This is a genomic window from Chryseolinea sp. T2, assembly GCF_037203685.1.
Classification (GTDB): Bacteria; Bacteroidota; Bacteroidia; order Cytophagales; family Cyclobacteriaceae; genus Chryseolinea.
This window is the reverse complement of record NZ_JBBCAU010000007.1, coordinates 231,531-257,069: the sequence shown is the minus strand read 5'-3', so window position 1 is coordinate 257,069 and position 25,539 is coordinate 231,531. Positions and strand designations below refer to the sequence as shown.

Annotated in this window: 27 protein-coding genes; 17 read left to right on the top strand and 10 right to left on the bottom strand. The window is 47.3% G+C overall.

The window, feature by feature from the left end; translation table 11 throughout:
* Positions 1-156: 156 nt before the first annotated feature.
* On the bottom strand, positions 157-2,259 hold the full coding sequence (locus WBG78_RS22290; RefSeq protein WP_337328710.1) for a PAS domain-containing sensor histidine kinase: 2,103 nt from the start codon (positions 2,257-2,259) through the stop codon (positions 157-159).
* Positions 2,260-2,266: 7 nt separating this feature from the next.
* Positions 2,267-2,674: a response regulator gene (locus WBG78_RS22285; RefSeq protein WP_337328709.1), complete on the bottom strand. Its 408-nt coding sequence runs from the start codon at positions 2,672-2,674 to the stop codon at positions 2,267-2,269.
* A gap of 209 nt (positions 2,675-2,883) precedes the next feature.
* Between WBG78_RS22285 and WBG78_RS22280 the strand changes: the two genes are divergently transcribed.
* A complete protein-coding gene (locus tag WBG78_RS22280) occupies positions 2,884-4,326 on the top strand; it encodes a M20/M25/M40 family metallo-hydrolase (protein ID WP_337328708.1) in 1,443 nt (480 codons plus the stop codon).
* A gap of 77 nt (positions 4,327-4,403) precedes the next feature.
* On the opposite strand, the gene lspA is transcribed toward WBG78_RS22280, so the two are convergent.
* On the bottom strand, positions 4,404-4,904 hold the full coding sequence (lspA, locus tag WBG78_RS22275; protein ID WP_337328707.1) for a signal peptidase II: 501 nt from the start codon (positions 4,902-4,904) through the stop codon (positions 4,404-4,406).
* A 187-nt stretch (positions 4,905-5,091) separates the two neighbouring features.
* On the opposite strand from lspA, the gene WBG78_RS22270 reads away from it, so the two are divergent.
* The 5 genes from WBG78_RS22270 (at position 5,092) to WBG78_RS22250 (ending at position 9,408) form a co-directional block, all read left to right on the top strand.
* On the top strand, positions 5,092-6,798 hold the full coding sequence (locus WBG78_RS22270; RefSeq protein ID WP_337328706.1) for a GMC family oxidoreductase: 1,707 nt from the start codon (positions 5,092-5,094) through the stop codon (positions 6,796-6,798).
* 62 nt (positions 6,799-6,860) lie between these two features.
* Positions 6,861-7,460, top strand: a complete 600-nt coding sequence (locus WBG78_RS22265; protein WP_337328705.1) for a gluconate 2-dehydrogenase subunit 3 family protein — start codon at positions 6,861-6,863, stop codon at positions 7,458-7,460.
* A gap of 43 nt (positions 7,461-7,503) precedes the next feature.
* Entirely contained in the window at positions 7,504-8,442 is a 939-nt protein-coding gene (locus tag WBG78_RS22260; RefSeq protein WP_337328704.1) for a DUF695 domain-containing protein, read from the top strand.
* 144 nt (positions 8,443-8,586) lie between these two features.
* Positions 8,587-8,772 (top strand): hypothetical protein, encoded by a 186-nt coding sequence (locus WBG78_RS22255; protein ID WP_337328703.1) that lies wholly within the window; start codon positions 8,587-8,589, stop codon positions 8,770-8,772.
* 189 nt (positions 8,773-8,961) lie between these two features.
* Positions 8,962-9,408 (top strand): DUF1801 domain-containing protein, encoded by a 447-nt coding sequence (locus WBG78_RS22250; RefSeq protein WP_337328702.1) that lies wholly within the window; start codon positions 8,962-8,964, stop codon positions 9,406-9,408.
* Here WBG78_RS22250 and WBG78_RS22245 read toward each other — a convergent pair.
* The 3 genes from WBG78_RS22245 to WBG78_RS22235 form a co-directional block, all read right to left on the bottom strand.
* Entirely contained in the window at positions 9,405-9,848 is a 444-nt protein-coding gene (locus WBG78_RS22245; protein WP_337328701.1) for a hypothetical protein, read from the bottom strand. The genes WBG78_RS22250 and WBG78_RS22245 overlap by 4 nt on opposite strands.
* A gap of 275 nt (positions 9,849-10,123) precedes the next feature.
* Complete coding sequence (locus tag WBG78_RS22240) at positions 10,124-10,456, bottom strand: hypothetical protein (RefSeq protein ID WP_337328700.1); 333 nt, start codon at positions 10,454-10,456, stop codon at positions 10,124-10,126.
* Complete coding sequence (locus WBG78_RS22235) at positions 10,456-11,322, bottom strand: SOS response-associated peptidase (RefSeq protein WP_337328699.1); 867 nt, start codon at positions 11,320-11,322, stop codon at positions 10,456-10,458. Before WBG78_RS22235 ends, WBG78_RS22240 begins: the two co-directional genes overlap by 1 nt.
* Before the next feature lie 198 nt (positions 11,323-11,520).
* Between WBG78_RS22235 and WBG78_RS22230 the strand changes: the two genes are divergently transcribed.
* The 5 genes from WBG78_RS22230 to WBG78_RS22210 all read left to right on the top strand — a co-directional run bounded on the left by WBG78_RS22230 (position 11,521) and on the right by WBG78_RS22210 (position 15,450).
* On the top strand, positions 11,521-11,865 hold the full coding sequence (locus WBG78_RS22230; RefSeq protein ID WP_337328698.1) for a hypothetical protein: 345 nt from the start codon (positions 11,521-11,523) through the stop codon (positions 11,863-11,865).
* Positions 11,866-11,883: 18 nt separating this feature from the next.
* Positions 11,884-12,231, top strand: a complete 348-nt coding sequence (locus WBG78_RS22225; protein ID WP_337328697.1) for a hypothetical protein — start codon at positions 11,884-11,886, stop codon at positions 12,229-12,231.
* Between the two features lie 117 nt (positions 12,232-12,348).
* Entirely contained in the window at positions 12,349-13,107 is a 759-nt protein-coding gene (locus WBG78_RS22220) for a peptidase E (RefSeq protein WP_337328696.1), read from the top strand.
* A 228-nt stretch (positions 13,108-13,335) separates the two neighbouring features.
* Positions 13,336-14,829 (top strand): tetratricopeptide repeat protein, encoded by a 1,494-nt coding sequence (locus tag WBG78_RS22215; protein WP_337328695.1) that lies wholly within the window; start codon positions 13,336-13,338, stop codon positions 14,827-14,829.
* Between the two features lie 177 nt (positions 14,830-15,006).
* Entirely contained in the window at positions 15,007-15,450 is a 444-nt protein-coding gene (locus WBG78_RS22210; RefSeq protein WP_337328694.1) for a TfoX/Sxy family protein, read from the top strand.
* Positions 15,451-15,508: 58 nt separating this feature from the next.
* Here the strand turns inward: WBG78_RS22210 and WBG78_RS22205 are convergent, their stop codons facing one another.
* On the bottom strand, positions 15,509-15,706 hold the full coding sequence (locus tag WBG78_RS22205) for a hypothetical protein (RefSeq protein WP_337328693.1): 198 nt from the start codon (positions 15,704-15,706) through the stop codon (positions 15,509-15,511).
* A gap of 14 nt (positions 15,707-15,720) precedes the next feature.
* Positions 15,721-16,170, bottom strand: a complete 450-nt coding sequence (locus tag WBG78_RS22200) for a DUF2214 family protein (RefSeq protein WP_337328692.1) — start codon at positions 16,168-16,170, stop codon at positions 15,721-15,723.
* A gap of 258 nt (positions 16,171-16,428) precedes the next feature.
* Between WBG78_RS22200 and WBG78_RS22195 the strand changes: the two genes are divergently transcribed.
* The 6 genes from WBG78_RS22195 (at position 16,429) to WBG78_RS22170 (ending at position 22,426) form a co-directional block, all read left to right on the top strand.
* Positions 16,429-16,938 carry a DinB family protein gene (locus WBG78_RS22195; RefSeq protein ID WP_337328691.1) on the top strand — a complete coding sequence of 170 codons (510 nt, stop codon included), beginning with the start codon at positions 16,429-16,431 and terminating at the stop codon, positions 16,936-16,938.
* A gap of 77 nt (positions 16,939-17,015) precedes the next feature.
* On the top strand, positions 17,016-19,199 hold the full coding sequence (locus WBG78_RS22190) for a S9 family peptidase (RefSeq protein ID WP_337328690.1): 2,184 nt from the start codon (positions 17,016-17,018) through the stop codon (positions 19,197-19,199).
* 145 nt (positions 19,200-19,344) lie between these two features.
* Positions 19,345-20,493 carry a hypothetical protein gene (locus WBG78_RS22185; RefSeq protein WP_337328689.1) on the top strand — a complete coding sequence of 383 codons (1,149 nt, stop codon included), beginning with the start codon at positions 19,345-19,347 and terminating at the stop codon, positions 20,491-20,493.
* Positions 20,490-21,164 carry a guanitoxin biosynthesis heme-dependent pre-guanitoxin N-hydroxylase GntA gene (gntA, locus tag WBG78_RS22180; RefSeq protein ID WP_337328688.1) on the top strand — a complete coding sequence of 225 codons (675 nt, stop codon included), beginning with the start codon at positions 20,490-20,492 and terminating at the stop codon, positions 21,162-21,164. Before WBG78_RS22185 ends, gntA begins: the two co-directional genes overlap by 4 nt.
* Positions 21,124-21,783, top strand: a complete 660-nt coding sequence (locus WBG78_RS22175) for an urea carboxylase-associated family protein (protein WP_337328687.1) — start codon at positions 21,124-21,126, stop codon at positions 21,781-21,783. Before gntA ends, WBG78_RS22175 begins: the two co-directional genes overlap by 41 nt.
* Positions 21,713-22,426, top strand: coding sequence for a LysE family transporter (locus WBG78_RS22170; RefSeq protein ID WP_337328686.1), 714 nt, complete (start codon positions 21,713-21,715; stop codon positions 22,424-22,426). Before WBG78_RS22175 ends, WBG78_RS22170 begins: the two co-directional genes overlap by 71 nt.
* A 26-nt stretch (positions 22,427-22,452) precedes the next feature.
* On the opposite strand, the gene WBG78_RS22165 is transcribed toward WBG78_RS22170, so the two are convergent.
* Both WBG78_RS22165 and WBG78_RS22160 read right to left on the bottom strand, forming a co-directional pair.
* Positions 22,453-23,250, bottom strand: coding sequence for a DUF3667 domain-containing protein (locus tag WBG78_RS22165; RefSeq protein WP_337328685.1), 798 nt, complete (start codon positions 23,248-23,250; stop codon positions 22,453-22,455).
* Positions 23,251-23,719: 469 nt separating this feature from the next.
* Positions 23,720-25,525, bottom strand: coding sequence for a RagB/SusD family nutrient uptake outer membrane protein (locus WBG78_RS22160; RefSeq protein WP_337328684.1), 1,806 nt, complete (start codon positions 25,523-25,525; stop codon positions 23,720-23,722).
* Between the last annotated feature and the right edge of the window lie 14 nt (positions 25,526-25,539).

The following is a 25,539-nucleotide window of genomic DNA, read 5'->3' as shown; positions in this document are numbered from 1 at the left end:
GGAAGGTCTGGAGCGGGTATACAGAAACACTGGAGAATACCTGGAAAAGACTGGACCGACTATACACAAAGTATATAGCAGCTTTAGACAATTCCTGCAGATACCGTACCGAAGTCCAACCAACGCCCTGTCGCAATGCGACCGCGTGCAATGTAATTAGATCGCAGGAAGGATCATTGTAAACCGGGCGCCAATGCCCAGCTCACCCGAGGCAGATATTCGTCCGCCGTGGTTTTCCACGATCTTGCGACACATAGCGAGACCGATACCAGTGCCTTCAAATTCGGACTTGGAATGAAGTCGCTGGAATATATCGAAGATCTGTGATGCATTGCTTTGACTAAATCCAATGCCGTTGTCGGCGATTGAAATCCGATAATAAATGGAAGCTTCCTTAAGGTCAGGATCGAATCCAAGTTGAGCACGCGTAAACTTTTCGGCACTGATTCGAATGCGGACCGGTACATCCGGCTTGGCAAACTTCAATGCATTTGAGATGAGGTTGCCGAACAATTGGCTCATTTGAACAGGTATCGCCAGTATCTCCGGAAGAGGATCACTTTCTATGATTGCCTGCTTTAGTTCGATCATCAATTCGAATTCATTGCTGACTTCCTGAACGATCTTACTCAGGGAAACACTTTCAAGCTGGTGATTGATCTTCGAGAGCTGAGAAATGCTGAGAACGTCTCTGATGAGTGCCAGCATACGTGCTGCAGAAACTTCGATCTTCTCAAGATATGTTTTGGTTCTCGGATCAACTTTATCCTCCAGCGACTTGTTGATCATACCAATGAATGTGCTGATCTTCCGTGCCGGCTCCTGAAGGTCATGGGAAGCAATGTATGCAAACTGCGATAGTTCGGCGTTAGATTTTTGAAGATCGCGTGTTCGTTCAGCAACGACTTCTTCAATCTTCTGACGGGCGAGCTCCTGTTCCTTTACGATCTGTAACTTCGCCTGGTTCAGGTCTGTTACATCCGCGGCGGTATTCATCACACCATAAACATTCCCTGCCCTGTCAAACAACGGCGTGAAGCTGTAATTGAAATAGTACGTGCCCAGCTTTCCATCGACGACGAGATCAACGCGCTGATTTCGCGCATGAAAAGGTTCTCCCGTCATGAACACGCGATCAAGGATAGGGAAAATATCCTGCGACTCAAGTTCCGGCAGGGCTTCATAATAAGTCTTGCCCACCTGATCAGGTCCTTTGCCCCACACGTCGATGATTGCCTGATTCATCATGATGATGCGCATCTCGCGGCCAACGTATATTCCAATTGGGAAGGGCGCGCTTTCGATAATTGATCGCACCTGGTGCTCACTGTCTTCGAGTTGCTTGCGAACGATCATTTCTTCAGTGACGTTGGAAGCGACAACCATTACACCCAGGATCGTTCCGTCTGCTTCGCGAAAGGCTTCATAGACGAAATGCACAAAGGCGGTTGCGGTACCTCCGTTTCTGAATAAGGTAACGGGTGCCCCGTACGCACTATAAGTTTTACCTGTTCGGTAAACGTTCTTGAGCAGATCTTCAAAGCCTTCGTACCTGGCATCGATCAGGACATCGAATACAGGTTTACCCATGAATTCTTCACGCGGCTTGCCCCATAGCTCAAACATTTTATCATTCGCTATCTCGACAACATGGTGTGGGCCCATGAGAATGCACATGGCAACAGGTGCCTGTCTGATAATGCTCAACAGGTTCGACTCGCGTGCTAATAACAGCTTCTTGTTTCGCTCCAGCTCCTGAAGCGTTTTCACTTTGGACGTCGTCTCATTACAAACGACAAGCACGCCGTCGATGGTACCTGTCTCTCCGATTACCGAACTGTAAGAGAATGTCCAGTAAACTTCTTCGAGGCTGCCGTTGCGATAGATTGGAATGAGCTGGTCCTCGAGAAAGAAAGATTTGTTTGTGGTGCGGACCTGTTTGATCAATGGATAAATGACATCCCATATTTCTGGCCAGCATTCAGCAGCGTGCTGACCGAGAGCAGCAGGATGTTTTCCATTTTCACCGAGGCTAGGCCGGTACGCATCGTTATAAAACTGGATCATTTCCTCACCCCACCACAGGAACATCGGGAATTCAGAATGCAGGATAACACCAACGATGGCCTTTAAGGTCTGAGGCCATTGATCTACCGCTCCCAGTGGTGTTTTCGACCAATCAAAGGATCGTGTGAGCGCTCCCATTTCACCACCTCCCTCGAGAAAATGATGCTTCACCTTGCCTGTTGTGGTTACCATATCAATGTTACTTTCTCAGGAATTTTTCTACGTCGCTGAAGAATTCTTTTAACACCGATTCCCAGGTTTGAAGTAAGTCAGGCTTGGTTATAAAGTACCTTGCCCCAAGGTTAATGGTTTCCCGAATGGTTTGTGAGTCGCCGCTGGTGCTTAGAATTACAACCGGGATATCCAGAAGGTGTTTGTGATTCCGGATCTCGGCCAGAAACTGCCGTCCATTCATCAGAGGCATGTTCAGGTCGAGGAAAATAAGATCAGGTCGTTCCGGCGAGGTGTTTAGTTTGTCGAGCGCAATCTTTCCGTTTGATGCTGTGTCACACACCAGATCAGGAAGAATGTCTACCATAACCTGAAGAAAGAATTCGCGATCATCCTCATCGTCGTCGATGAGCATCAGATGATTGTACCTGGGCATCACAATTCGAAAGGTAATCGAAATAAGCCTTGTGCCGAACAAAACCGCTCAGATTTTGAAAGAGCAAATTCCACTCACCCCAGATTTAATGATTGTTCAACCGATGGAAATGATGCGTTGCTGTCGGCTTCGCACCACTGGAAAAAAAATGCCGGCTCATAAGAAACAGCCCTTTGGATAGCGCTATCTTTCCCGCTTGACCTATTCGTATGAAGCTATCTATTCTTCCTGCGGCATTAATGCTGCTTGCCGCAACAGCCTGTAAAAAGCAGGAAACAATTCACGACACATTCGCCCGCATCGATGCGGAGGTGAAAAACAATTTTGATTCTTATGCTGCCCTCGAGAAGGCGACCTCAACGATCGGTCACAGGTTGACCGGCTCGGAAAATGGCAAGAAGGCAGAAGAATTCACTTTCAATAAGTTTAAGGAATATGGCTTTGACGACGTAGCCTATCAGGATTTTGAAGTAACAGCCTGGTCCCGGGGTACGATTTCCGTGCAGATCGATGGCGACTCTGTTCCTGCCGTAACCCTTGGACATTCGCCCGTTCAGGCCGACATCTCCGGAGAGTTGGTTGACATGGGTAGCGGTCTGGAATCGGACTACACAGCAAAGCCCGATGCGGCCAAGGGGAAGATAGCATTCTTTTATATAGGAATTCTTCCTGGCAGCCCGGCCGGTTCGCGCAATCTTCATCGCAGCGAAAAAACTGCAATTGCGATCAGACATGGAGCTATTGGTGTTATTATCTATAATCAGGTAGATGGTGGCATCATGTTCACGGGTACGGCATCCGTCACTGGAGAGGTGTTGAACATCCCGGCCATTTGCATTCCAAAAGAAGAGGGATTCAAGATCAAAGAGAAGCTGAAGACCAGGAAGGTATCGGCTCACATCGCGATGACTAACCACAGCGATCCGATCAAAGCGCGTAACGTGGTGGCTACTATCAAAGGCAGTGAGCTTCCTGATGAAAAGATACTCATCGGCGGTCACCTCGACTCGTGGGATCTGGCCACAGGTGCTATCGACAATGGCATTGGTTCATTTGCAGTACTTGATATTGCCCGCGCATTCAAAGCCAACAACCTTCAGCCTAAGCGCACGGTGCAGTTCATCATGTTCATGGGTGAGGAGCAGGGCTTACTCGGATCAACATACATGGTTCAGCAGGCCATCAAAGATGGTTCGATTGAAAACATCCGATATATGATGAACCTCGATATGACTGGTAACCCTATTGGTATCAATGCCGGTGGCAAACTGGATGACTCAACTTTCTTCAAGAGTCTGGGCAGCGAGATCAACCGCATCGATACTGTGTTCAAGAATAAGATCACAGGTGAATCTGGATTGCATAGCGATCACCAGCCATTCATGCTCGAGGGCGTTCCTGTTCTTGATCTTAACGGCAACCTCGATCGCTCTATTTATGGTTGCTACCATGCGAACTGCGATGACTTCAAACTCGTGAATAAACAACACCTGATGAATACCTCGAGGTTTGGAACGATGGTCCTTTATGGACTTGCCAACGCAGATAAACTTCCTGCATCTAAGATGGATTCAGAAACCACCCGCCAGTTCATGATCGATAATCACCTGGAAGAACCACTTAAACTTGCAGGCGACTGGAAGTGGGAATAGATTTCAATTGAGAAGTTTGAGTCCCATTCACAAACTTTGGTACACGAAAAAAGGCCCCGGCGATGGGGCCTTTTATGTTAATAGACCTCGTGGACCTTTCGCGTATACGACGTGAAGAGGATAATTAACAATCCAATCACAATAGAGACGTCGGCAAGATTGAATATGCCCGTCTGAAAATTGCCGTATTTCAAATGGAGAAAGTCAGTTACTGATCCATAGAACAAGCGGTCGATGATGTTTCCGAGTCCTCCTCCAACCAGGAAGCAAATGCCCGCGGCGCGCAGGTAAGTGATACGATCATTGAAGAGCAGATAGAGGATTGCAACCGCCAAAGCCAGCAGCGGCAGTACTGCCAACAAAACAGTCTTAAGCTGCTGTGGAAGCCCGTGACCGAAGCTGAGGAACGCGCCGGTATTCTCAACTTTGGTGAGCGTGAGGTGGCCCTTGACTAAGGGAATTTCCTGGTAGTTAGCGATGCTCTTACGAACGATGTGTTTCGACAACTGATCGCATCCGAAATTACAGAGAAGCATCGTTGCAATTAACAAAAGCCTCGTTACTCTGGATGCCTTCATAGAAAGGTTCTTTTTTCAGTTGAAATCAAGATGAAGATGCGATGAAGTTAGCTAATTATCCCTGAATAAACGACCCGGGCTTTGTTGCTCATCAGCGTCGCAATTTTCGACGGACTTGCGGAACCAGAGGATATGGTAAAATGGACAATAAGTACTACCTTCAACGTTTGAAACGATAAAAATTCCCATGAATCTAAATATCGACGCGGTAAAAGAAAACACGTTCGACGCCATTGTTGTCGGAAGCGGCATCAGCGGTGGTTGGGCAGCGAAAGAGCTCACGGAAAAAGGTCTGAAGACTCTTGTGCTTGAGCGGGGCAGAGAAGTGGAACACCTGCGGGATTATCCAACCATGATGAAGAATCCATGGGAACTGCCACACGGCGGAAAAGTGCCACCGGAGGAGTTGAAATTCTATCCGGTTCAATCGCGAACTAACTGGATCAATCAGGGCAACAAACACTGGTGGGTGAACGATGTTGATAACCCATACACTGAGGTAAAACCTTTTGACTGGATCAGAGGCTACCATACCGGCGGCCGCTCGCTTATGTGGGGCAAGCAAACATATCGACTGTCAGACCTTGATTTCGAAGCCAATAAGAAGGAGGGAATAGGCGTTGACTGGCCCATCCGATATGCCGACCTGGCACCATGGTATGATTACGTCGAAACATTCATAGGAGTTAGTGGTCGTGCAGAAGGACTGGCGCATCTTCCGGATGGAAAGTTCCTTCCTCCGATGGAACTCAATTGCGTGGAGGAGGTGCTACGCGACCGGCTGTCTGAAAAGTTTGGAAGAAAAGTTACTATCGGCCGGGTAGCTCATTTAACGGCTCCGCTACCGCATGATCCAAGTCGTGGCGTATGTCAGTCGCGAAATCTTTGTGATCGCGGATGTCCTTATGGGGCGTACTTCAGCAGCAATGCGAGCACACTTCCCTGGGCTAAGAAGACCGGAAACTTAACCATGAAGTCGAACGCCATCGTTCATTCTGTGTTATACGATGAAGCGAAAGGGAAAGCGGTTGGCGTGAAAGTGCTTGACGCTGAAACGAAACAGGAAACGGACTACTTTGCAAAGATTGTCTTCCTTAATGCTTCGTCGCTTGGAAGCACGTTCATTCTTCTTAATTCAACTTCATCGAGATTCCCCAACGGTATGGGTAATGGCAGCGACCAACTCGGCCGTAATCTGATGGACCATCAGTACCGCACAGGTGCTGAAGCCGAAGTGGAGGGATTTGAAGACAAATACTACATCGGACGTCGCCCTAACGGCATATACATTCCGAGATTCAGAAATATCGGTAACGATAAGCGCACAGACTATGTTCGTGGTTTTGGATACCAGGGAAGTGCAAGTCGCGAGAGCTGGTCGCGCGGGGTAGCTGAGATGTCTTTCGGAGAAGAATTGAAGAAAGAGCTCATGGAGCCAGGACCATGGCGCATCGGTATCACAGGTTTTGGCGAATGTTTACCCTATTCAGAAAACAGGGTAACACTGAATAAGAAGAAGACCGACAAATGGGGATTGCCAACTTTGTCCATTGACGCAGAATGGAAGGCCAACGAGAAAGCTATGCGCGTAGACATGCGCGAGTCGGCGGCGGAAATGCTTGAAGGTGCAGGCTTCAAGAACGTAAGGACCTATGATGCTCCTGATAATATCGGGCTGGGTATTCATGAAATGGGTACGGCCCGCATGGGAAGAGATCCGAAGACTTCTGTTCTCAATAAATGGAATCAGTTACATGAAGTCTCAAATGTGTTTGTTACCGATGGAGCAGCGATGACATCGTCGGCATGTCAGAATCCATCGCTAACCTATATGGCTATGACGGCACGCGCGGTGGACTATGCATTGAAGGAGCAAAAGAAGGGCAACATTTGAGAAATTAAGAATTAAGAATTAAGAATTTTGGTTCTGAATCCTATTAAAGATATAATCATCTTATGAACAGACGAGAAGCTATTCAACGGACGGCTATGGTGCTGGGCTATGCTGTAGCGGGGCCGGCAATGGTGGGAGTACTCAATGGTTGCAAAGCCAAACCTGAGCTGCCATTCAAGCCGGCATTTCTAACTGCGGATCAGGCGCAGCTCGTTGTCGCATTAAGCGATGTGATCATGCCGAAGACAGATACGCCGGGTGCTGTCGAGGCGGGCGTGCCCCAGTTCATCGACGACATGTTTCAGACAGTCTACACGCAGGCAGATAAGGATCGTATTGCAAAAGGAATGGCTGCATTTGATGAAGAGTCAAAATCAGCATACGGCGATTTATTTGCTTCCGTAAAAAAAGAAGAGCAGATCGCTCTCGTGAAGAAGCATCATGAAGCACTTGCCGGAAAAGCCGGAGATAGTTCTGCAGGATGGTGGCGTGCGAGTGGTGGTGGTGATAAACCTTTCATAGTTGAAATGAAGGAGCTCATTCTTCTCGGCTTTTTCACAAGTCAGCCGGGGGCAACTCAGGTGCTTCAGTATAATCAGGCTCCAGGTCCTTATCAGGGTTGTGTTCCACTAACGCAGGTGGGCAAGACCTGGGCAACGTAAAATAATTGTCCCGTATTCTCGTTTTATGAGGAACAGGTTCCTCATGGGACGATCACTTCACAGGAAAGCAGTATTAATAATCTTATTCATTGCTGTGTTCGGACACGGCAGGGGACAGGACCGTTGGGATGCCTACGTAGCCCGCTATGAGGCGGGATTAGGATCTGTGATCCTGAACATGCATGTTCAGGACGAAGACCGATCCAGCTTCCCGTATTTGCTGGTAACAGGCGTTGATTGTAAAGAGTGTACCGGGGATGGATTTCCTCTTCGTCGCGAATACAAACGTCTGTATCGATTGTCTGATGAAGTTAATCGGCATGTGCTCCAAACGTTAACGATGGCGCAGCCTGAACTTCGGTCAACGGAGCAAGGATCGACAACAGACATTGAAAGAAATCGGGCAATACTCGTTGGAAATTTCACTCACCTCTGCCAACGTTTGGACTACATATACTTAGCAGACACGACAGGTATCCGATCGTCACTTAAAGAAGTGTATGGCAAATTTGGGAGGGGATATGCTTATCACATTCAATTCCAGAGAGACCCAGAATGGGACGCATATAAAAACTTTCTCTATCCAAATGAGTCAGTCAGGATTTTTATGATGAACAACCGGGCGATTACACGCATGCGTGACGCCGGCGACGTTCTGAGCCGGCCAAGATTCGTTGAACACCTGATTTATTTCGATACAATTGAGGATCGCGAATTGTTTATACGCTATATTGGCAGAATGAAATATGATATCAAGGAGGAGCGCGATATGCGTCGCGACAACCTTAGATATCAGGTGCGCCTGGCGAGGTTTGGAACGGTGAGTCTGGAAGAAATGAATGATCAAACTACCTATCTCAGCACTAAAGCCAGGGATTTCAATGGAACTTACGACGGATGGGATACCAAGCTAATTGGTACGAAACAGCAGTTTCGCCTTCTACATAACTCCATTGCCGAACCCACTAATACTGCAAAATAGTTATTCATATATAAACCATTTTGGCGTCAATCCAGTTAAAGTATTTAGGAACGATCCTTGTAACACCCACATACGTTCCGCGCCACCAAACGGCCAAGCAACTATAGTTTTTTTCTTTAATCGAACAACCATTTAGTATTTATCATGATTCTTTTTGAAATCGGGTCAAAGTGCCTTATTGATGGCAAGACCGAAGCAGTTATCTTGAAGTCATTCAACAAAGCTCAGACAAAGTTCATCATCGAGATTCCAGGTACCAGCGTTCAGATCGTTGAGCGCGAACGTATTTCGCCTCTTCCTGCTGCCGCGGCTCCAGTGCCCGCGATGTAACTTCCAAGTAGTCCTGAGTATTGAGTCCTGAGTAGTTAGTGGACTTTGAATGGCGACGTTCAACTGGTACTTCATTATTTGAGTACCAGCGCTCAGTTGATTCCTTTGACAACAGTAACAATTCAGTTGCTGACGCTTAACCAACAGGGAGCTTTCATCGTTTTATAAACGATCGGATTTGTTTTCTCTATGGCAGGCGCTGTTACCATCGACGACATGTTATCAACGCTCCCTAAGTCGGAGCGCGTTATGGTCGATCGGCTAAGGAGTCTTGTTATAGAATGCCTGCCGAAGGCCTCCGAGAAAGAGTTCTATGGGTTAGGCATACCCTTTTACCGCCATCACAGACTCATCTGTTACATCTGGCCATCTTCTGTATTATGGGAGACGGACAAGCTTGATCCGGCAAAGAAAGGGGTTGTCACACTTGGTTTTTGTCAGGGCTACATGATGTCGAATGACGAGGGATTGCTTTTGGCCGAAGGAAGAAAGCAAGTCTACGTCATGTACTTCCGAAAGCTTACCGAAATAGATGACAACGTCATACGTGGACTGCTCTATGAAGCAGGCATGATCGATGATGCCTTCGGCTTGGCAAAGCGAAAATCAAAAGCCAGCAAAAGGAAGAAGACCTAGTGAACCGTCGATGCGATCACGTTTCTCGTGAGAATCGACAGGCTGTCCTGGAAGCGTGACTGAATAACGAAGTCGGCGAATATGGTTCCTTTTGTTCGCTCTGCGAAGACACCTGCCAACTGCCCGTTCGCATAAAGGAACAGCTGCGAGAAAATATTCACCACGAAGTCTGCTGAGTAATGATTGGCAAGCTTATAGGGCATCGGAAACTCTAATAAGAATTTCGATGTTACTGCAAGCTCACATACTTTCCCACGACGGTAGGCCTGGGTCTCAACGGTGATGTCGACGATGTGACGAATGTTGTCTTTTTCAGAAGACACGTTCGGTGTTATCCGTGTTGTGAATTTGTTCTCCAGGTCCTGTGCGTAAGTATGATCCCGGATTTCGAATTGGTCGACGGAAAAACCTTCAATCTTTATGGCGCAGTCGATCTTCATTTTCCGTATTGGTTTAATGTGATCGATGTCGACGACTGGACATTCAACATGCAGTATTGAAGCCGAGTGCTATAAGCATAGGTCTGAAGCAGATAAAAAGGCGCGTTCATAATCAGAGGATCTTTATGATAGCAAAAAATGCAAAGACAAATCTAACAAAAATCCCGGTGCTTATAAGACGTCTTCGTTTCTAATATTAAAAGCTGCGTCTCATGGTAATGACATTGTGTGTCGCCTCACCAGCATTCCCCAAAAACTGTGGAATGTTGTGGACATCATCTTAATCGACCCTGATACTTCGTTGCGCGCAGCTCACGTGCCTTAAGTTTATCACGCAGAACATAACGCAGCAGATAAATCCATGTAGGAACGCGACGACGAAATAACAAGTCATTGAGCAGAGGTTCGATCTTTTGCTTTCCAAATAGAAGGAAGGCCTCTTCCCTGCTCGTAAACCTGCCGCGGGTACGTGCTGCTTTCTCAAATGATTCTTTCCATGCAGCCACGTTCATTGAGAATTTTTCTTCCAGCAATAGCCAGACCTTGTCGAAGTCCTCTGTTGTCAGTACTTCCCTTATATACAAAGTGTCCAGCGATTCGCGATACATCAGAACAATTCTGTTTGGCCAGTGATGCTTTTACCAGATGATTTGGGACCGTTGCTTTTAGCCGACGATGCAGCAGGCGCCTTCTTCTTTGGCTCTGACTTTTCCGCAGCTTCAGGCGAACTGTTGTCAGCGGCGATCACTTCAGGATATGATTCCGGTTCAAGAACCCGGGGGACATCAGTCTCTTCCTTCTTGTTTGTGATCAACTTACTGATGGTGTGACCTTCTATTAATGCGTTTTCAAGTGGTTGACAAAGTGCAAGCACATCCTGTTCCGACAGCGACGGATTGAGCCAATCTTTTTCATATTCGCGCGGTATAATGACAGGCATCCGCTTCTTGCTGTTATGGATCTTTTCCATGAGGCCGTTGGCGCGCGTAGTTAGTACCGTATAGGTTTGATAACGTTGATCGGTAGAGCGATCGCGATATGTCGAATACAATCCTGCGATAGAGAACACTTGCTTTCCCGGCATTGAAATGTAATACGGGACTTTAGACTTTCCTTTTTCATCCATCCATCGCCATTCGAAGAAACCTGAACAGGGAATAAGGCATCGCTTGCCTTCTTTTGCCGAATCCCTGAAGGCCGGCTTCTCATACATTTCCTCGCTGATGCAGTTTAAGGTTTGAACCCGGAGTTTCAGGCCCGCATCCAGCCCTTTCGTCCACCAGGGTATGAGTCCCCAGTTAAACGGTGACAGTTGATCTTGATTCTCTGTTGTCACGATTGGCGATGACAGAAAGTCGAATCCATTTTCATGGTAATGGGTCTGGTAAAGTTCGGCCATCAGGTCGGTATAGGACACTGAGTAGTATTCCGCCAGATAATCGATGCTGTTTGTCTGCGACTTGTGATAGCACATAGCTTTTCGGGTTTACGTCCGACAAGATAAAACAATAATCAGGCGAGTTGCCAGACCCAGCAAAGGCAAATCGTCTGCTGAAAACATGGATCGGTAGGCCTATTTAGGCTCAAATCTAATACTAATATATTTAGTACTATTTGTTTTGTCTTTAAACTAATAATATTAGATTTGCTATATAATTACCCGACAGCAGCTATGAACATGACGATAAGCATTGAGCAGGTCAAAACATCGAATTTGGCGAGATTTTACCCTGTGGAGGATACGTTTCTTAAGAACTGGTTTAAGAATGTTGTATCGGCCTTTGAAACCTATGGCAAGATGGATCTGTCGCAGTTTGAGAATCAGGCGATCAATTACGAGTTTCTTCAACCGCACGACTACGAAAACAGAATAGACTTCATGGGAAGCGGAGGCGCCATACTAACCACCAGGCAAATGGTTGTGGAGTATCGTCGCTCGCGAGGTACGTTTTCAGGCAATGACATTGTCGTGCTGATGAAGCGACATCGGTTTAGTAATAGAAAATCAGAGGCGTGATATTAATGAGGCATTACCATGTCGATAAGAAGCGAAAGAGTGCCGCGATCATTGGTTCCTCCCCAATTGAAACTTTTTGATGCGACAGACGTCGATAAGTTTTTCAGGTATGCTGAGAAGACTTTTCATCTGTCGCCCAAATGGTATAGTTCTTATCAGCGCGAGCGCGACAAGACGTTGCATGGGGGAAATGAGGTTGAGTTTTTCTTTTCCTTCGTGACGAAGCATATCGAGCCGATGCTAAAGCAGCTGCTGGCGCGAACGGATATGGTAACCTACGCTCTTTGCCAGTACCTTATACGTGATAAGATAGCGATGGCATCGAAGAACGAACGGGAGATTCGCGATTACTACAGGCATAAGTAGGAGAGCGATATTGCAATAGATAACGTCTCTGACTAATGATTTGATCGCGTCTGTTATCCGGTGATTTGATGTAATTGGTGCGCCTGTTATTTTGCAGCATTTCAAATGTGAATGCTTATGAAAGACAGCGGCGTCAAATCGGGTAAACAGGAAAATTCAGTTATGGAATCGTCGGCACCGGAGCGAGAGCGGACCATTTTTGCTGCTGGCGCAGGAATCAACAGCAAGGTATTCATCCAATACATTGCCGGGATGACTGGAAAGCCGAACCCGAAGATCTGTCATATTCCGACAGCCACAGGCGATAATCCAAATACGATCGTGAACTGGTACACGAACTGCGAAGGCCTGGAGGTTCGGCCTTATGTGATGAGGACGTTTATAAACTCGCTGTATACGCCGCAATCGTTCGAAGAACAATTGATGAGCATGGATGCAATTATCGTTGGAGGCGGGAATACGCTCAACATGATTGCCATCTGGAAAGCACAGGGTATTGACATTGCTCTAAGGAAAGCATACGATGCCGGTATCGTAATGGCCGGAGGTAGCGCGGGATCACTATGTTGGTTTAATGAAGGTTCAACCGATTCCAGGCCAAAAGAACTCACAGTTGTTCAGGGCCTTGGTTTTCTGAACTTCAGCCACTCGCCCCATTACCTGAGGGAACAAGGGCGAAGACCGTTGTATCACCAGTTAATTGCAAGCAAAACGATCGGTCCGGGCTATGCCTGCGATGATGAGGCAGCCATGATTTTTGTTAATGGACGGCTGAGAAACGCTGTTTCGCTGAATGATCAAAACCATTGCTACTACGTAAACGTTGACGGTGAAAAAATTTCTGAACAGCGCATTGAAGCTGAAATCATAGGGTAGCCAGGTAAATCAATAGCATCTGGCGAGTGACGGGCTCAAATTTCGGGGCCTCACTTCTGATTTCTCAGCTTTTTACGGCCATCAGCCTGCCAGCTACCTATCGGCATGAAGGGTTTCATTCTGAGGTCTTTTCCAGACATCGCGTCTCAGTATATTTTGCGTTTGCACAATAGAAATGATTGGAGAATCTTCGCAGTTCGGTTCACAACACGAACACCCTGAATGCGTATGAAAGCGATCTTCTGCCTGCTGATGTTCATCTCTGCCGGGTTATTTGCTCAGACCACCAAGGTGGATTCACTCCAGCATTTGCTGGCTTCGGCTCCAAATGTTGAAGTGAGGATAGATCTCCTCACCAGTCTTTCGTTGTCGTATTCGACCCTGTCGCTCACCAAATCCGAACAACTCGCGCAGGAGGCATTGACATTAGCGCAGCCAATCGGTTATGGAAAGGGCATTGCTTCAAGCTACAATGCCTTGGGTATCTGTTCTTCCATTCGCGGTGACTACAGTAAGGGACTCGATTACTTCATGCAGTCATTAAGACTCCGCGAAAGTCTGGGTGATCAGTCTGCGATTGCCAGCACTCACTCAAATATTGCAAGGATATACACTTACCAGCATGATTATGACCATGCGCTTGAGTATGCGCTGAAGTCGATGGACGCCAAACGAAAGATCAACAGTACAAAACAGTTGGGGTTAGGTTATATCAACATTGGCGGCATTTACATGAACAAGAAGAACTATGCGCTGGCATTAACTATGTTCTCGACGGCTCACGACCTTTTTGAAGACAGGAAGATGACTGTTGAGCAGGGCTGGGCGTTGGTTGAGATTGCGAAAGTTTATGATGCTCTCGAAAATTATCCGGAGGCGCTAAACATGGCTCTGCGTGCCAAAGGCAAACTCGATTTGAAGGGCGACGTTTTCACAGCTGGAGAAGTATTCCGTCTCATCGGCGCAGTCTATCACCATATGGGTAACAGAATAGAAGCAAGCCGATATCTCCGGACAGCAATTGCCATGTCGGACGACAATGAAGATAGCAACGGGCGAATCATGGCAAGGCGTCAGTTGGCAGACACATACAAGGATGCGGGCATGCTCGATTCGGCACTTTACTATCAGGAGCAGTGTCTGGTGTTGAATGCGGAGATCTTCAATACGGAGAAGGCGCGGCAGATGGCAACTCTTGAAAAGGTCTATCAAACGGAAAGCAAGGATCGGGAGCTGCGTGAGAAGAATGATAAGCTCCGGTTTCAGGCAACGGTGATTTCAATTATCAGTGTATTGATGCTGGTACTTGCCGTTCTTGGCTATATCAGTTATCACTATTATCGCGACAAGCGAAAGACGGCAAAGGAACTTGAGAAGCTCAACGATGAGATCTCCAACAAACACGTGGAGATTCTCGTGCAGACGGAAGAGTTGGAAAAAGCAAATGAGGAGGTTCGAAGGATTAATGAATCTCTTGAGCAGGAAGTGCAGCATAGATCGGAGAGGATCCGACAGCAGAATCAGATGCTGATTGAGTATGCCTATTTTAATGCTCACAACGTGCGAGGTCCTCTCGCGCGTATCCTCGGCCTTGCCGGCCTAATGGAGTCTGAGCATTCGGTGGAACTGGTGAAAGAATACAACGTCCGTATTCATCAGTCGGCCTTAGAGCTTGATAAGGTTGTGCGTGAGATCAACAACAAATTGCAATACGAGCACTAGCAGGCGCTGATTGGAAGTACCTGAAGGCTGATAGCTCTGGGCCGCTTACTGCCCATGTGCAAACTTCTTTACACTCTCTATTCAAGGCGTATGTAAACTTCCCGTATGCGAATTTCGTATACTTACTGAACTATACATTTCAGGTCATGTCGGCCTGTTGCAGATAAAATAATTTCCATGCCTTACGATACCGACCTTGCAGACCGTGTCCGGCTTCATCTTGCTGAAGTGCCACGAATTAAGATAACGGAAAAGAAGATGTTTCGCGGGTTGGCGTTTCTGGTCAATGGCAAGATGTGTGTGAACGTTAGTGGCGATAATCTTATGTGCCGTATTGATCCTGAGCGCTACGAAATAGTTTCAAAGCGAAAGGGTTTCAAGCCTATGGTGATGAGAGGAAAGGAGATGAAAGGTTATTGCTATGTAAGTCCCGACGGGTTTAAGGCAAAAAAGGATTTTGATTACTGGCTGCAGCAGTGCCTTGATTTTAATCCCAGTGCAAAAGCATCTAAAAAGAAAAGGCCGTCTGTTGATGCAATGCCAGTCAAGGTAAAATCATCGCCGCCCAGTAAAGTAAAGTCGACGTCGAACAAAGTAAAGTCACGATCGTCTGCGCGCTGATACTCCCGTGGCTGTGGAGGATTCAACGAGAATTTCCAAGGCGACTCCGGAGAGCAGCTTACTTGATCACGTTCCCACTTGTGACTAGAAGCTTATACTCGGGCAGTATTTTTTCATAGAGTGCTTCGTCTACTTTTTTGAGGGTGTTAAGCATGGCGCCGATGCCCGAATCTTTCACTGAAACGCGACGCTCCCGGATATCGGTCATCTTGGACTTTATGGTGATCTCCAGTTTTCTCAGTTCTCGCTCTGTCATTGTCAAGGTGATTTTCAGTTTCCAAAAAAGCCAACACCATGGGCCATCAGCCCTGCAAGAAGCGGCATAATTACGAGTAACGCCAATTCTATGCGCACCATCATCACTACCCGTGACGGAACTTCAACCAATTCGTCCGGATTTCCCTTCCTGTTCCTGGTGAAGAAAACAGTGGGGATGATTGAGGACAATCCTACCAGTATGAATACGGTTAGCTTGGTATGGAAAATCCAGTTTTTGGTATAAAACACCGCAGGCTTTCCGATGCTGCCCAGCCATAAGGTAAGTCCTGCTGCAACCAGAATGAGGGCAGCAATGCCGTACACGGCGTCGATGGATGCCAGGCGGCCGATCTCGCGTCGTGTCATGGACTTTTTCAGGAGCAGGTGTTCTGATGACAGTGAACCTACAATGGCAAAAATGCACAAAAAGTGAACGTACCGAAGGAAGATCTCAAACGTCATGATCAGGTTGTTTACACGATTCGAAAGATGGTGCCGATTTAATATTGTATCAAGTGAAATCAGCGAAATGATTACCAGCCATCACCACTTAACGGAACAGTAAGAACCAATATGGATTGAACGATAATTGGGTTATGCAGGTTATGCATGCATATTTGATAACTTTAGAACATTGTAAAACAATGTAAGAGTATTGGCAATTGCGTGCCTGACAAGACCTGTCATAATTGTCAATTCTCAATAAATCGCCTGATGAGTATGAAGAAACCAGAAGTATGGATGCGCGGACCAGTACCTGAAGTGCCGGCGTTACTCCAGCCAGCAGCGCATGCGTTATTGCAGTCAGTGGAAGAAGTTGAAACGATCATAAAGGATTTTGATGACAAACTCCTGTGGACAAAACCTGCGGGTATGGCATCCGTTGGTTTCCATCTCAGGCATCTCAGCGGTGTCGTTGATCGTTTGCTTTCCTACGCCAGAGGTGCTACCCTTTCGCAAAAACAGCTGGAAGACCTGGAGCGGGAAGGCCAGCCTGGCGATGAAACAGCTCTTGCACTGGTCGCGAGATTTAAAGATCAGGTCGATGTGGCGCTTGGGCAATTGCGATTAACCCCATCGGACGAATTGCTCGCCCCCCGTGGAATTGGTCGAAAGCAAATTCCTACAAACATGATAGGCTTGATTTTTCATGCAGCTGAACATTCGCAACGACATGTCGGGCAGTTACTGGTAACAGCAAAATGGGTGAGCCAATACCATCAATCATGAATTTCGTGGCTTCGCTCGAAAGGACTTGCACCTCCAGCTTTTTCCGGCATATTCGCGGTCGTAATTAACCTGGACTTATGAGTCGTCTTACTATTTGCTTCAACGTAATTATATGTTGTTGCAGCATCCTTCCTCTTGTTGCACAATCGCAGTCGGTAACAACCGACGATTATGCCCGCGCTGAAAGCCGTTTATCTTATCGCACCGCTCCGCTTGTTGACCGCAGTTCTGTACAGGCTAACTGGATGCCCGATGGCAAGTTCTGGTATCGTGTGCTTATTCCTGGTGGTTCTGAATATGTTCTGATCAATCCAAAAGACGGTAGTCGTCAGACGTCGGCGACGCGGGCTGAATGGGCAAAAGAAACCCGGGGTGTTCAGCGTGGCCGTGGCACGAGCTCTACTGTGGCCTCTCCTGATGGGAAGCACGTCTTATTCATTCGCGACTGGAATTTGTGGCTGCGTGATTCGCTATCAAAGAAGGAAACACAGCTCACCACCGACGGCATCAAGGATTTTGGCTACGCAACAGATAACGCCGGCTGGCGTAAGAGTGATCGTCCGGTCGTCCTGTGGTCACCAGACTCAAAGAAAATTGCAACCTACAGACAGGACCAGCGTCATGTAAGTGACATGTACCTTGTTGAAACTAAAGTTGGAGAACCTAAACTTCAGGCGTGGAAGTATCCGATTCCCGGAGATGAAGATGTTATCCGACTCCATCGTGTCATCATCGACGTGGAAAATAAAACTGTAGTGCCCTTGAATATTCCGCCGGACCCAAGGCGAGCAACATTATGCGATGACATCAGCTGTTCCGGTGCATTCGATGATAACGAATGGAGCCCGGATGGTAAGAAGCTTGCGTTCGTGTCGTCGAGTCGTGATCATAAGATAGCCAAACTTCGTGTTGCCGATGCAGCAACTGGAGAGGTTTCGGATGTCATGGAGGAGTCGGTGCAAACGCAATACGAATCTGGTCGCGGTTCAATCAACTGGAGGTATCTGCCTTCATCAAAGGAATTCATTTGGTACAGTGAGCGCGATGATTGGGGTCATTTGTATTTGTATGATGAAAAAGGCAAGCTCAAAAATCAAATTACAAAAGGAAGCTTTGTTGTTAACCGCGTATTGCTTGTCGATACTAAGAACCGCATCATCTACTTTGAGGCACAGGGCAGAGAGCCAGGCGATCCGTACTTCAGTCACTTCTATAGCGTAGACTTTGCAGGCAAGAGTATCAAGTTACTTACACCTGAAGACGGAGCACACAGGATTCAACTTTCACCAGATGGAAACTTTTTCATAGACACGTATTCGAAGCCCGATGTCGCACCAACGGTGGTATTACGTAATATGAAAGGCAAACTGATCACCACGCTCGAGAAGTGTGATGTTTCAAGACTTCAGCAAACAGGTTGGAAGGCGCCCATACCCTTCACGGTAAAGTCGCGTGACGGGCGGTGGGATCTTTATGGTCTCATGTACACGCCTTCAAATTTGTCAGAGACTCAAAAATATCCCGTTGTCAATTACATCTATCCGGGTCCACAGGGCGGAAGTGTAGGATCAAGGGAATTCTCACCGTCGCGTATCGATTGTCAGGCGCTTGCAGAACTTGGCTTCGTAGTTGTTCAACTTGAAGGCACCTGCAATCCGGGACGTTCAAAATCCTTTCATGATGTATGTTATGGAAACATGGGGGACAACACGCTGGAAGATCAGATCTCCGGAATGAAACAGCTGTCACAACGGTATCCCTACATGGACCTTGATCGTGTGGGCATTTGGGGGCATTCCGGTGGCGGCTTTGCGACAGCAGCGGCAATGTTTCGTTACCCTGACTTTTTTAAAGTGGGAATATCTGAATCAGGCAATCACGACAATCGAAACTACGAAGACGATTGGGGAGAACGCTATAATGGATTGATCAGACAGGGTGAAAGCGGATCAAGTAATTACGAAGAACAAGCGAATCAGCTTCAGGCTAAAAATCTTAAAGGGAAACTGTTACTTGCACATGGCAATGTTGACGACAACGTTCCGCCCTATAACACTTATCTCGTGGTGGAGGCGCTCCAGCGCGCTAACAAAGACTTCGATCTCATCATTTTCCCTAACGCGCGCCATGGTTTCGGTAAGGATACTTACTACATGATGCGCAGAAGATGGGATTACTTTGTCCGGTACCTGAAAGGGGTAGAGCCACCGAAGGAATATGAGCTTAAACCTGTAACGGACAAGCGCGCGGCCAATCAGTAGGCCGACACCCACATTGCCTCATTCAGTAGAGGCAATGTGGGAACATAACTCCCCACTTTATTATCAGATAGCTTCCCGTTTGACTTAAAATAGCGGGTCGTTTGAGGGGTTTGCCCATGGCATATGTTTTGGGCAACCTAATCAAATGATTTCAAGACTGCTTTATTACCTCGGACATTGGGAAGTGTGGCACTGGTTCGCCAAGTATATCCTTATCGGACCTGCGTGGCTTTGGTATTGTTTGAAGGCCCGATCCTTCTGGTTCTTTACTCCTTCGAACCCTACAATCACATTTGGTGGTTTCGTCGGCGAATCCAAATTTGCCATATACAAACAGTTGCCGTTAGGAACTTATCCTTCAACGGCACTTGTGACGCCGGATTTCCCGGTCGATAAGCTGGATAACCTGAGATGCTCTCATGGCCTCAAATTTCCCATTGTTGCCAAACCGGATGTCGGGCAAATGGGTCTGATGTTCCGCAAGATCGAATCCCTGGATCATTTCAAACAGTATCACCGTTCAATGCCCGTGCCTTATGTTCTTCAGGAATATATCGACTATCCTATTGAAGTAAGTGTGTTTTACTATCGCATGCCTGGTGAAGACTCCGGACGCATTACAGGTTTTGTGAAGAAGGAATATATGCAGGTTGTTGGTGACGGCGTGAAAACGCTCAGGCAGCTCATTGGTGACTATCCGCGTGCGCGATATCGTCGTGCTGAGCTGTTCAGCAAGCACGAAAGTAAACTCAGCTGGGTGGTGCCAAACGGCGAGCCTTATGTATTGTCGCATGCGTTGAACCTCAGTCGTGGAGGGCGGCTCGTAAATCTCGAGAATGAGAATGATAGCAGTCTTCTAAAAGTTTTTGATGACATCAGCCGCTATACAAAAAATTTCTACTATGGCCGTTATGATGTGAAATGCCGGTCGATCGAAGATCTGAAGGCAGGGCGCAATTTTAGCATACTCGAATACAATGGAGCAGGAGCTGAACCACATCATGTATATAGTGGTGGCTTTGGATTGTTCTCTGCATGCAGTGTACTGGTTAAGCACTGGGGGATTTTGTTTCGAATTGCAGAAGCAAACAGGAAGAAGGGCATTCCAGTCTGGCATCATGAATCAGGAAGGCATTTTATAAATCATGCAGGGCGCCACATGCGACTGCTCAAGGTACTCGATGAAAGCTTCGAGTTTTGCGATTCGGTAGAAACCGTAATAGTACCTGCCGAATTCGCCTCATTTGCTGAGCGCTATTCCAGGGCCATCTCAACTAATTCTGAAATCGTATGACAATGGAAGTCAACCCTGCGATTGAAGACTATGTAGGAGACCTCGTTCGTATGGTAGGTCAACCGGCATATCCGTGTGTTGGTGCGAAAGCTGTGCTGGCGAAAGATAACCTCAGGAGCCTAGTTGTCGCTGACATGAGAAGTGACGAAGACGATAAGCGCATCATAAACTTTCTCTATGAGTTTATCGACATGTACAGGCTGTCGGATGGCTTGCTTTGCAGCGCTGCAATAATCTTTCAATCGCCATTGCATTTTACTGAGGCAGACTTCGATCGTTGTTTGTGGACCCGTTTGCAGGCACTTGCCGACATTGATGGCGATAACTTCGCGTATGATCTTCGTGTCTCAGACGACCCCACTGCGAGGAACTTTGGTTTTTCAATTAAGTCTGAGGCGCTCTATGTTATTGGGCTTCATGCGGATAGTTTACGACCTGCGCGGCGTTTTGCGCATCCGGCCATCGTGTTCAATCCTCACGCTCAGTTTGAAAAACTGCGCAGTCGTGGTAAGTACGATTCACTAAAACGCGCCGTGCGTCAGCGGGACATGTCTTATGCAGGGTCTGTGAACCCAATGCTGACCGACTTCGGCGAATCGTCGGAAGCAATTCAATACAGCGGAATACAAAATGGAAATAACTGGAAATGCCCTTTCATCTCGAGGCATTGAAGAGATGATTGTTATTCCTCCGAGAACAGGGGCGGCGTTCATCCTGAATAAAGGAGATCAGCTTCTGGTTACTGATATAAAAGGCGAACAGGTATCGGACTTTGTTTGCTTTAATCTGCACGATACGCGCGAGTATCTTTCATCCGGGCGCACGATCGATTATGCCGACACAATTTTTCTTACTACCGGTCACCGATTCTATTCGAACAGAAGCAATGTGATGTTCACAATGAGTGAAGATACGGTGGGGCGTCATGACTTTCTGCTGACGCCTTGCAGCAAGGATACATTCCGAATCATTTATGGTCATCAGGAACCTCACCGCGGCTGTTTTGGCAACCTGGTTGAAGCACTGGCACCGTATGGAATACAGCCGGATCAGATACCAGTTTGCTTCAATATCTTCATGCACGTGGATGTGGATGGCACAACCGGAAGGATAGACGTACGCCCGCCACTAAGTTCAGCCGGTGACTATGTTTGCATTCAGGCCGAGATGGATCTCATTGTGGGCATGACTGCCTGCTCAGCCGAAAAATCCAATAACTATGCGTTCAAACCTATCGGTTATAAAATTCTTCACCGGGCTCGTCAACCAGCAGTCGGCGACGCGCATTGATAATCCCAGGTTGTTTTGTATTGCCGTGTTATTGAGTTTTCTCGGCTCATTGCCACCTGGCACCACCAACCTGATGACTATCCGTCTTGCTACAGAATCCGGTGCTGCGTCTGCTGTTTGGTTTTCTGTTGGCTGTTTGCTGGCGGAATTGGTTGCCGTATCCGCGAGTCTCATTCTTGTCGACAGAATGCTGCGATTCAAAAACATGGCAAACGTGCTTCAGTGGACTTCTTTAGTTGTGCTATTCATTTTTGCGCTTGGATGTTTCATTGCAGCATTCAGCGTTCATCAACAACCGGATACAATGATTGTCGATGATGCGTCACCGTTAATCCTCGGTTTCGTCATTATGATCGTGAATCCTGTGCAGCTTCCCTTTTGGCTGGGATGGACAGCAATCCTCGCAGACAAGAAGATCATAAAAGCAGTTGGTGTTCAGTACATCATGTATGTTGTCGGATCCGGGGTAGGATCATTTCTTGCCAGTGGATGCTTTATTTTGCTTGGGACATTTTTTGTCAGCAAGTGGTCCGTGTCGCCAATGATATTCTATATCGTTCTCGGCATCCTTTTCCTGCTGAGTTTCGCTCTGCAAATCCGGAAGATGTATGACAGGGACAGAGGGACGACAATAAAGACCTGAGCCAGGTGGTGCAGTTAATCTAAGTATTAATCCAGTCCAAAGCCTGTTGTGATATAAACAGACATCAGTGCAAAAGTCAGCACGACCCAAAACACGGCCACCAGCGTTGAAACAATGGATGCGCGCAAAAGAGGGCGACGTACAAGTCCAGTGGTAAGTTGAAAACAAAAGTAGGTGAAGTAGAGAATCTCGAACAGTTTGAAGATTCCGGTTACCATGTAATTAGCCTTGTATGATCCCATCGAGGCAAGAGACGAACTGATAGGCGAGACGATGACAGCAAATACAAGATTAGTGAAACCCATCATATAGAAGCAGGCAACGAGCAGCTCTGTGTAGTTGAATCCGGCGCTGCGATAAAACATCCAGAAGAAAACACATAGCAATGGTGCAGCTGCGATGGATACAAGATCTGAGTATTGTTTCCAGAATGAGGTGGCTGCCATTCTTCTGGTGTTTATTTTTTTCATCCTGGCAGATGGTGACCCGATGCTGTCTGCAGGGATGTTTTGTGAACCTTTGGAGTGTGACTGAGTGGAGGGATTGGTAACGCCGGTGTCGCCCGGGCTGCTTTGAGTGGATGCACCCGCCGTTGCTTTTGAAGGTGTACCGTTGGCGTGTATCCACTCCGTTACATTCATTGAAAGTATGAGGAGTGTTCCCACGATCAGGTAAAAGTTCAATGGCCCGAAGTGCTTTTTCCTTTTACCTGCTATGTACTCGCGCGCCACTATTCCAGGCTGAATAACGAGCGACCGAAGTAAAGTGAAGAAACCTTTGTCGATATCTGTGAACTGCATCCAGAAATCGCCGATGATCTCCATCAACCGGAGTCGGCGAAGGCTTGTTCTTTGACCACATCCGGGACAATAGCCATAGGATTCGTCGAGAGGATGATCACAATTTTGGCAGGTCGGATTCATAAGGAGGAGCACCAAAATATGAAAAGGTCACGAGAAAGTACTTCGCAACACCTCGTTGTAACAATTATTCATTTGATGGTGACACACGTAAAGTTGTGAGAATGCCGTCTCCAGACCATTTTGTTACAGGATGCTTGTAATGAAAAAAATAAATCATTGGAGCAGATACCTACCAGTCAAAAAACTTATCACATTTGCATCATGCTGTTTGTCCACGTCGGATAAACTGGCAAAAACAAAGAACCCCTGGCATACCAAACAGTGCCAGGGGTTTTCAATTTAAGAGGTTTAGGTTGTAATCTCTTTGCGCAATTGCACGCACCCGTAGAAATCAGGTGCGTGTAATCTTAGCTTTCAATTCGTCATCATATCAGTATCCGGAATTTTGAGGATAGCCGCCGATAACTCTGTCGATTTGCGCCTGAGGAATCGGACGATGAATATGGAAATCTTTAATGTTGGTTGCCCCGGCTGATGATCCCCACTTCTTGACGTACTCGATAAGTTTGCCTGTACGGGTGAGGTCAAACCAACGCACCTGTTCAGCATCAAATTCAAGAGCGCGCTCGAAAAGAATTCTATCGATGTCCACCATATCGGGTGTGATCAGCATTTCTGCCAGCTTGCCAGGTTTAGCAGCGCGCGTACGTACTTTGTTTATGTCGTCGGCAGCAAGAGCTTTCTGGTCCATTTTTAAGCGTGCCTCTGCGCGCAACAGATACGTGTCTGCATGACGCATCGAGAACCAGTCACGCGAACCGCGTTCCCACTGGATGGTAGGGCGTCTGGGATCGAGAAACTTGTTGATCACCGGGAATAAACGTTCATTGTAAAAGAAGGGATCAGAAGGATAGAAGTTCGGATCGTTTGTTGGTAAAGTGCTGCCTGGATAGCTTGCCTTCGTTCTAGTAACGACGGTATAGCGCACCTTTAGCTTTTCATCGCCGAGCCACTTAGCATCCTTACCGGGTCCGGGAACATAAATCGCTGTATCGCCGATGGCGAACCTGCGCTTTCCAATGTCGGCAGCAGTTACTAAACTTCCGTCCGCCTTCTTTGCACCCTTGTCTACGTGAATTTGTTTCCACAGCGGGATACCATTACCTGAAGTGCGGTTATCATTGCAATACCATACGCTCTTGTAGTTATCATCATAGCGCTGATCTTTGACACGTTCAGTAGCCCAAACGTCGAGCATGTGCTCCGTCGGTCTGAAGCGCTTGAATGGGCGACCGTTGGCGATGTCGCGGATCATACCGGGTTGCACATCGTATTCCATACCGAAATAGAGGTGCCCGCGATTACCGACTGAGTTGTCGCCTCCGTTCAGGATGATGTCTGTAGAGTACTGAACTGCCCAGATTACCTCAGGGTTTATTTGCTTATCCTGGTTAAAGAGGTCAGCATGTGATGGCACCAGGGAGAAAGCGTAGTCATCGATCACGTGTGTGAAAAGCTCGTTAGCTTTAGCAGCGTCACCGCCGTCGGCGAATGACTTGTAACTGCGGGTCAAATAAACCTTACCCAGTAGAAACTGAGCAGCAGGTTTTGTTGCACGGCCATAGTCAGATTGTGAATTCGGCAGATTGGCGATTGCAAACTCAAGATCGGGAATGATTGCCTGCGCATAGATGTCACTTTCATTCGTATAGTTTGCTGAAGTTTGTGCCTCCATTGTTTCTTCCAATGAGAGGTGCACGTTGCCCCAGGTCTGAACGAGATAGAAGTAATAAAAGGCCCTTAAGAACCGGGCTTCAGCCTGGCGGCGAAGCTTGAGGTCATCAGCCATTCCTTCAACGAACTCGGCACGACCAACGACAGCGTTGGCCTGGTTGATACCCTGGTACAGGAATGTCCACTGCTGCAGGAGAATATCAACTGACGAGTTTAATCCGTTATCGTACCAGTTAAATGACTTGTATCCACCGTCAGCTCCATTTGTGTGAGTGTCGGTACCAAATACGGAAAGACTCCATGCCCGTTCCTCGCTGTGAATTTCACGAAGAAAAGTGTAGGTAGCATCTACGGCGTCTTCATAACCCGCAGCCGTTTTGTAATAGGTTGCTGCGGTGACGTCGGACACCAGTGTTTCGTCAAGATAGTCGCTGCACGACTGCGCAACCATGGCGACGATCACGAGGGTGACTGAAACCGCTGTTGAAATATATTTTTTCATGTTGGAATGCTTTA

Bases quoted from the DNA above. Each gene is read 5' to 3' on its own strand.
- WBG78_RS22170 (WP_337328686.1), top strand. From the start codon at position 21,713: ATGCGTTCAAACCTATCGGTTATAAAATTCTTCACCGGGCTCGTCAAC.
- WBG78_RS22220 (WP_337328696.1), top strand. From the start codon at position 12,349: ATGAAAGACAGCGGCGTCAAATCGGGTAAACAGGAAAATTCAGTTATG.
- WBG78_RS22225 (WP_337328697.1), top strand. From the start codon at position 11,884: ATGTCGATAAGAAGCGAAAGAGTGCCGCGATCATTGGTTCCTCCCCAA.
- WBG78_RS22230 (WP_337328698.1), top strand. From the start codon at position 11,521: ATGAACATGACGATAAGCATTGAGCAGGTCAAAACATCGAATTTGGCG.
- WBG78_RS22290 (WP_337328710.1), bottom strand. From the start codon at position 2,259: ATGGTAACCACAACAGGCAAGGTGAAGCATCATTTTCTCGAGGGAGGT.
- WBG78_RS22215 (WP_337328695.1), top strand. From the start codon at position 13,336: ATGAAAGCGATCTTCTGCCTGCTGATGTTCATCTCTGCCGGGTTATTT.
- WBG78_RS22265 (WP_337328705.1), top strand. From the start codon at position 6,861: ATGAACAGACGAGAAGCTATTCAACGGACGGCTATGGTGCTGGGCTAT.
- WBG78_RS22260 (WP_337328704.1), top strand. From the start codon at position 7,504: ATGGGACGATCACTTCACAGGAAAGCAGTATTAATAATCTTATTCATT.
- gntA (WP_337328688.1), top strand. From the start codon at position 20,490: ATGACAATGGAAGTCAACCCTGCGATTGAAGACTATGTAGGAGACCTC.
- lspA (WP_337328707.1), bottom strand. From the start codon at position 4,904: ATGAAGGCATCCAGAGTAACGAGGCTTTTGTTAATTGCAACGATGCTT.
- WBG78_RS22210 (WP_337328694.1), top strand. From the start codon at position 15,007: ATGCCTTACGATACCGACCTTGCAGACCGTGTCCGGCTTCATCTTGCT.
- WBG78_RS22285 (WP_337328709.1), bottom strand. From the start codon at position 2,674: ATGCCCAGGTACAATCATCTGATGCTCATCGACGACGATGAGGATGAT.
- WBG78_RS22250 (WP_337328702.1), top strand. From the start codon at position 8,962: ATGGCAGGCGCTGTTACCATCGACGACATGTTATCAACGCTCCCTAAG.
- WBG78_RS22245 (WP_337328701.1), bottom strand. From the start codon at position 9,848: ATGAAGATCGACTGCGCCATAAAGATTGAAGGTTTTTCCGTCGACCAA.
- WBG78_RS22195 (WP_337328691.1), top strand. From the start codon at position 16,429: ATGAAGAAACCAGAAGTATGGATGCGCGGACCAGTACCTGAAGTGCCG.
- WBG78_RS22270 (WP_337328706.1), top strand. From the start codon at position 5,092: ATGAATCTAAATATCGACGCGGTAAAAGAAAACACGTTCGACGCCATT.
- WBG78_RS22280 (WP_337328708.1), top strand. From the start codon at position 2,884: ATGAAGCTATCTATTCTTCCTGCGGCATTAATGCTGCTTGCCGCAACA.
- WBG78_RS22235 (WP_337328699.1), bottom strand. From the start codon at position 11,322: ATGTGCTATCACAAGTCGCAGACAAACAGCATCGATTATCTGGCGGAA.
- WBG78_RS22240 (WP_337328700.1), bottom strand. From the start codon at position 10,456: ATGTATCGCGAATCGCTGGACACTTTGTATATAAGGGAAGTACTGACA.
- WBG78_RS22175 (WP_337328687.1), top strand. From the start codon at position 21,124: ATGGAAATAACTGGAAATGCCCTTTCATCTCGAGGCATTGAAGAGATG.
- WBG78_RS22190 (WP_337328690.1), top strand. From the start codon at position 17,016: ATGAGTCGTCTTACTATTTGCTTCAACGTAATTATATGTTGTTGCAGC.
- WBG78_RS22165 (WP_337328685.1), bottom strand. From the start codon at position 23,250: ATGGAGATCATCGGCGATTTCTGGATGCAGTTCACAGATATCGACAAA.
- WBG78_RS22255 (WP_337328703.1), top strand. From the start codon at position 8,587: ATGATTCTTTTTGAAATCGGGTCAAAGTGCCTTATTGATGGCAAGACC.
- WBG78_RS22185 (WP_337328689.1), top strand. From the start codon at position 19,345: ATGATTTCAAGACTGCTTTATTACCTCGGACATTGGGAAGTGTGGCAC.
- WBG78_RS22200 (WP_337328692.1), bottom strand. From the start codon at position 16,170: ATGACGTTTGAGATCTTCCTTCGGTACGTTCACTTTTTGTGCATTTTT.
- WBG78_RS22160 (WP_337328684.1), bottom strand. From the start codon at position 25,525: ATGAAAAAATATATTTCAACAGCGGTTTCAGTCACCCTCGTGATCGTC.
- WBG78_RS22205 (WP_337328693.1), bottom strand. From the start codon at position 15,706: ATGACAGAGCGAGAACTGAGAAAACTGGAGATCACCATAAAGTCCAAG.